The 5869-nt window shown below is 76.0% G+C and carries 7 protein-coding genes; 2 read left to right on the forward strand and 5 right to left on the reverse strand.

Annotated features, from left to right (window positions below; genetic code table 11):
* Positions 1-117 precede the first annotated feature (117 nt).
* Entirely contained in the window at positions 118-651 is a 534-nt protein-coding gene (locus tag ABZ449_RS41590; protein ID WP_360357229.1) for a PadR family transcriptional regulator, read from the reverse strand.
* A 152-nt stretch (positions 652-803) separates the two neighbouring features.
* Between ABZ449_RS41590 and ABZ449_RS41595 the strand changes: the two genes are divergently transcribed.
* Both ABZ449_RS41595 and ABZ449_RS41600 read left to right on the forward strand, forming a co-directional pair.
* Entirely contained in the window at positions 804-1586 is a 783-nt protein-coding gene (locus ABZ449_RS41595) for an alpha/beta hydrolase (RefSeq protein WP_360357232.1), read from the forward strand.
* Positions 1587-1651: 65 nt separating this feature from the next.
* A complete protein-coding gene (locus tag ABZ449_RS41600) occupies positions 1652-2575 on the forward strand; it encodes an aminoglycoside phosphotransferase family protein (RefSeq protein WP_360357235.1) in 924 nt (307 codons plus the stop codon).
* A gap of 109 nt (positions 2576-2684) precedes the next feature.
* On the opposite strand, the gene ABZ449_RS41605 is transcribed toward ABZ449_RS41600, so the two are convergent.
* From ABZ449_RS41605 to ABZ449_RS41620, 4 genes are all read right to left on the reverse strand, one after another.
* Entirely contained in the window at positions 2685-3548 is an 864-nt protein-coding gene (locus tag ABZ449_RS41605; RefSeq protein WP_360357238.1) for a biotin-dependent carboxyltransferase family protein, read from the reverse strand.
* An 11-nt stretch (positions 3549-3559) separates the two neighbouring features.
* Complete coding sequence (gene pxpB / locus ABZ449_RS41610; protein WP_360357241.1) at positions 3560-4216, reverse strand: 5-oxoprolinase subunit PxpB; 657 nt, start codon at positions 4214-4216, stop codon at positions 3560-3562.
* Positions 4213-4989: a 5-oxoprolinase subunit PxpA gene (locus ABZ449_RS41615; protein WP_360357244.1), complete on the reverse strand. Its 777-nt coding sequence runs from the start codon at positions 4987-4989 to the stop codon at positions 4213-4215. The genes pxpB and ABZ449_RS41615 overlap by 4 nt, the downstream gene beginning before the upstream one ends.
* A 173-nt stretch (positions 4990-5162) precedes the next feature.
* Positions 5163-5687 carry a hypothetical protein gene (locus tag ABZ449_RS41620; RefSeq protein WP_360357247.1) on the reverse strand — a complete coding sequence of 175 codons (525 nt, stop codon included), beginning with the start codon at positions 5685-5687 and terminating at the stop codon, positions 5163-5165.
* Between the last annotated feature and the right edge of the window lie 182 nt (positions 5688-5869).

Below are 5869 nucleotides of genomic sequence, written 5' to 3' on the forward strand. Positions count from 1 at the left end.
GATGGCGACGAAGGCCATCAGCCCGACCGCCGGTTCCTCGGCCCGGAGGTAGACCACGGCGCGGGCCGCAGCGCGTTCGGGCCCGGCCTTCCTCGGCCGCTGCCCCTGGGGCCCGGCCTAGCGCGGACTGTCCTCCAGGTCGGCCAGGGTCGTGTCCAGCCAGGCGAGTTCGGCCTCGGTGGTGGCGCGGGCCACCAGGAGCAGACCGCGGCGGAACGGGTCGGCGAACTCCTCGGCGCCCACCGGGCGGTCGCCCTCGTAGAAGAAGCTGGCCGGCTCGGCGAGGAAGGCCAGCCGGCGGCGGAGCACGGCGGCCTGCTCGGCCGGGTCGGCGAGGTGTCGCAGGAAGGCGAGCAGGGTGAACCAGCGGTTCTCGTCACTGATGTCGAGCGGCTCGGGCTCGCGCAGCCGGTCGAGCAGTGCGGCGCGGCCGGCCTCGGTGAGGTGCAGGGTGTGCCGGGGTGCGGCGGCGCTGCCCGGCTCGGTCTCGCGGACCAGCAGTCCGTCGGACTCCAGGCGCTTGATCGCGGGGTAGAGCGTGCCGTCGCTGATCGGGCGGACGTGGCCGGTGAGCGCGGCGAGGTGGCGGCGCAGCTCGTAGCCGTGCAGGGGACGGTCGTACAGGAACCCGAGGATGGCGAGCTTCAGCATGGGGCCACTCTCTCAGATCCCTCCCTCGGGCCGTGGGTATCTCGCTATCGCTATACCTCGGATCCGATGTATGGTCCTGATCGTCCGTCGGCGCCCCCTGGAGCTTCGGAGCCCCGCGGAGCCGGCACACCCTGGAGAAGGAGCGAATGAGCATGCGCGAGGCCCCCGTCACCCCGAACGGCGACCGGATCCGCTGGGTCGAGCTGCCCGGCGCGGAGCCGGCCCGGCTCTACCTGCACGGGCTCGGCGCCACCTCGCCGGCCTACTTCGCGGCCGCCGCCGCCCACCCACTGCTCGCCGGCCGGCGCTCGCTGCTGCTGGACCTGCTCGGCTTCGGTCTCAGCGACCGGCCGACGGACTTCGGCTACACCCTGGAGGAGCACGCGGACGCGGTCGCGGCGGCGGTCGCGGCCGCCGGGGCGGCCCGGGTCGAGGTGGTCGCCCACAGCATGGGCGGGGCGGTCGCGATCGTCCTCGCCCAACGGCACCCGCACCTGGTCGAGCGGCTGCTCCTGGTGGACGCCAACCTGGACCGCGTCGACCCCGACCGGCGCAGCCCCGGCAGCAGTGGCATCGCGGCCTACACCGAGGAGGAGTTCCTGTCCGGCGGCCGGGACGAAGTCGCCGAGCGGGTCGGCCCGTTCTGGTGGTCCACCATGCGGCTGGCCGGCCCGGAGGCGCTCCACCGCAGCGCCCGCTACCTCGTCCGGGCGACCGACCCGACCATGCGCGAGCTGCTGCTCGGCCTCGACCTCCCGCGCACCTTCCTCCACCCGGCGGCGGACGGTGAGCCGGCGGGCGCCGACACCCTCCGCGCGGCGGGCGTACGGGTGGTCGCCGTACCGGACTGCGGGCACAACATCATGCTCGACAATCCGGACGGCTTCGCGGCCGCCGCGGCGCAGGCGCTCGGGCAGGTGCTCGGGCAGGCGTGAGCGGGGAAGGGGTCGGCCGCCGCCCGTCGTAGGCTGGGGTGGACCGCCCGAGAGGAGCCCGCCCGATGCCCGTCGAGGTTCCGCCCGCGCTGGCCGCGTCCCTGGAGGGCTTCCTCGGTGCCGAGGGCCGGGCCTGGGTGCTCCGACTGCCCACCCTGGCCGACGAGTTGCTCGACCGCTGGGAGCTGCGCCCGGACGGGCCGGTCACGCACGGCCTGGTCGGGCTGGTGCTGCCGGTGCTGCGCGTCGACGGGACGCCGGCCGTGCTCAAGCTCCAGCCCGTGGACGAGGAGACGGTGGGCGAACCGGTCGCCCTGCGGGTCTGGGGCGGTCACGGCGCCGTTCGGCTGCTCGACCACGAACCGGCCACCGGCTCCCTGCTGTTGGAGCGGCTGGAACCCGGGCGCTCCCTGCTCGACCTGCCCGACGATCTCGCGGCGCTGCGCGTGATCGCCGAACTGTTGAGGGAATTGACGAAGCATCGGGCGCCGTCCGGGTTGCGGACCTTGGCGGGCACGGCGAGCGATCTGCTGGACCGGGCCCCGGCGGCCGCCGCCGCCCTCGCCGATCCGGTGGAGCGGCGCCTGCTCGCCGACTGTGCGGCCGCCCTGTGCGAGGTCCGCGCCGACCCCGGCGACCGGCTGCTGCACTGGGACCTCCACTACGGCAATGTGCTGGCCCCGCTTCCGGGCAGCGGCCGGGCGCCCTGGCTGGCCATCGACCCCAAGCCGCTGGCCGGACATCCCGGCTTCGAGCTGCTCCCGGCGCTGCGCAACCGCTGGGCGGACGTGGTGGCCACCGGGGACCTCGCCCGGGCGCTGCGGCGGCGCTTCGACCTGCTGACGGAGGTGCTGGAGCTGGACCGCGAGGTGGCGGCGGCCTGGACGCTGGCCCGGGTGCTGCAGAACGCGGTCTGGGTGACGGAGGAGGGCGGGACGGAGCTGGACGCGGCCCAACGTGCCGTCGCCGAGGTGCTGTTGGGGCGCTGAGCCGGGGCCCGGGCGTCAATCGGCGCTCCCGCGAGGCGCTCCCGCTTCGCGCCCTTGCTTTGCGCCCCCGTTTCGTGCCCCGTTTCGTGTCCCCGCTTCATGTCGCCGCTCAGCGCTCCCGCAGGGGTACGAAGCGCACCGGTGTCCCCGGCCTGGCCTGTGCGGCGGCCGCCAGGTCGTCAGTCGGCACGACGCCGATCACCGGGTAGCCGCCGGTGATCGGGTGGTCGGCCAGGAACACCACCGGCCGCCCGTCCGGCGGAATCTGCACGGCGCCCAACACCATGCCCTCGCTGGGCAGTTCGCCGCCCCGGGCGCGGGCGAGCGGCGGCCCCTCGGTGCGCAGCCCCACCCGGTTGCCGGTCGGGGAGACCAGATAACGGTCGCGGCCCAGCCGGGCCACCGCCTCCGGGGTGAACCAGTCCGTGCGCGGTCCGAGCCGCAGCCGCAGCACCAGCTCGGCCGGGGGAGCGGGCAGCGGTACCAGTTCGGGCCGGGCCCGGTACGGCGGCGGGGCGCCGACCGGCAGCCGGTCCCCGGCGGCCAGCGGCGCCGGCCCGAGCCCGGAGAGCAGGTCCGCCGAGCGGCTGCCGAGCACCGGCGGGACGGCGATCCCGCCCGCCACCGCCAGGTAGCCGCGTACCCCGGCCGTGGCCGGCCCCACCTCGAACAGCGCCCCGGCCGGCACCACGACCGGCGCCCCCCAGGCGGCCGGTCGGCCGTCCACCCGGACGGGCGAGGGGGCACCGGTGACGGCGACCAGCACCGTCCCGACCGCCCGCAGCGCGACCCCGCCGAGCGTGGTCTCCAGCCCGGCGGCCCCCGGCTCGTTGCCCACCAGCCGGTTGGCCGCCCGCAGCGCCGGCTGGTCCAGCGCCCCGGCCCTCGGCACCCCGAGGTGGGCGACCCCGCGCCGTCCGAGGTCCTGGACCGTGGTCAGCGGTCCCGGCCGTTCCACCACCAGCTCGCTCAACTCCGGCCCCCTCAGGCCTGTTCGGGCGTGAAGCGGACCCGGGTGCCCGGGGTCAGCAGGGCCGGGGGCTCGCGGTCGGCGTCCCAGAGGGCGAGCGCCGTCCGGCCGACCAGTTGCCAGCCGCCGGGCGAGGGGTGCGGGTAGACGCCGGTGTACGGGCCGGCCAGGGCGACCGACCCGGCCGGGACGGAGCTGCGCGGGGTGGCCCGGCGCGGCACCTCGTACCGAGCGGGGAGGCCGGTGAGGTAGCCGAAGCCGGGCGCGAAGCCGCAGAACGCGACGACGTACTCGGCTTCGGTGTGGATCCGGACGGCGGCCTCCTCGGACACCCCCCACAGCGCGGCGACCGCGGTCAGGTCGGGGCCGTCGTACACGGTCGGGACCTCCACCAGCGGCCCGCGCACCTCCCCGGCCGCCACCGGACGGGCGGTGCGCAGCAGGGCCGCCACCGCGTCGACGTCCGAGACGCCGTCCAGCAGCAGCGTGCGCGCGGCCGGTATCAGCTCCTCCACCGCGCCGAGCGCACCCGCCTCCCGGCGCTCGCTCAGCCAGCCGTACAGCGCCGCCACCTCGGCCGTCCCGGGCAGTTCGACCAGCAGCGCCCGCTCACCGACCCGGCGGACCGTCCCGGCCGCCGCGCGAGGGCCGGGCAGGTGAGGGCCCGTCACGTGAACGCCTCCACCCGGACCCCGGCGGAGGCCAGGGCGCCGCGGATCCGCCAGGCGAGCTGAGCGGCGCCGGGGGTGTCGCCGTGGACGCACAGCGAGCGGGCCTCGACGGCGATCCGCTCGCCGCCGGTGGCCTCCACCGTGCCGTCCCGGGCGATGCCGACGGCGCGGGTGATCACCGACTCGGGGTCGTGCACCACCGCGTCCGGCTCGCGGCGCGGGACGAGGGCGCCGGTGCGGGTGTACGCGCGGTCGGCGAAGGCCTCGGCGACCACCGGGAGCCCGACGCCCTCGGCCACCTCCAGCAGCAGCGAGCCCGGCAGGCCGAGCACGGGCAGCGGCCCGTCGCAGACCGCGCCCGCCCGCAGCACGCCGGCCACCACGGCCTCGGCCTGCTCGGAGTCGCCGACCACCCGGTTGTAGAGGGCGCCGTGCGGCTTGACGTAGGAGACCTTGGAACCGGCCGCCCGGGCGAAGACCTGGAGGGCGCCGATCTGGTACGCGATCTCGTCGGCGAGCTCCTCCGGGGGCACGTCCATCGCGCGGCGGCCGAAGCCGGCCAGGTCGCGGTAGGAGACCTGGGCACCGATCCGGACGCCGCGCTCGGCCGCCAGCGCGCAGACCCGACGCATCGTGGACGGGTCCCCGGCGTGGAACCCGCAGGCGACGTTGGCACTGGTCACCACGGACAGCAGGGCCTCGTCGTCGGTCAGGGTCCAGCGTCCGAACCCCTCGCCGAGGTCCGCATTGAGATCGATCACCGCATCGGCCACGCCCGTCCGCCTCCCAGCAGCTGTTGAGCCAGATGGTAGGGCCTGAGGGTGAAGGCCGTTGCCGCCCGACCCGGAGCCCCGCGGGTGCCGGGGCGTGCGCCAGCGGCCGCACGCCCCGGGGCGCCCCCGCGCGGGGGCGCCCCGGAGTGCGAGCGGGCGCGGGCCGCCCGGGCTCAGCCGGTGGTCGCCGGGGCGCGGAAGGAGCGCTCCAGCGGACGCAGCGCCCGCAGCACGATCAGCAGCGGGATGACGCCGAAGACCCCGAACGACATGTCGATGAATCGCCAGACCAGCGGGATCCCGCGCAGCGGCCCGCAGATCAGCGCCAGCGGGATGACGGCCCCGCAGGCGAGCACGGCCCAGCGGATCACCCAGATGTTGCGGACCGGGTCCTTGAGCGGCCCCCAGAAGGCGGCGGCGATCACCAGGTGGGCGAAGGCCAGCCAGTCGGTGCCGTAGGCCAGGAAGGGATAGCGCGCGTTGGTCTCGGCGACGCCCGTGTGGACCCGCTCGAGCCAGGCCGCCGCGGCGGGGAGGCGCTCGCTCAGCGGGGCGGCGGGCCCGGAGGCGAGGTCGACCAGCCAGCGGGTCTCGGTCTCCAGCGGGAACGCGGTGAGACCGCTGAGCACCAGGCAGACCAGGAAGAACCAGAGCCACCGTCGGACCTTGCGAAGGATGACCGCGGAGTCGCCGTTCATCTCGCCCACCTCCATGCCGAGCATGCCGAAGTACAGGCGGAGCCTTGTCCCGCCTGCGCGGAACCGACTCTAGACCTATCTTTTGAACGCGTTCAACTCGCTGGGGGGAGTGTTTCGGGGGCGGCTCGGTTCGGCGGGGGTTCCCGGCGTTGCCTGAGGCCGGGCGGGACCGCACGGGGGGG

This window comes from Kitasatospora sp. NPDC005856, assembly GCF_040629945.1.
In the GTDB taxonomy this organism is placed as follows: domain Bacteria; phylum Actinomycetota; class Actinomycetes; order Streptomycetales; family Streptomycetaceae; genus Kitasatospora.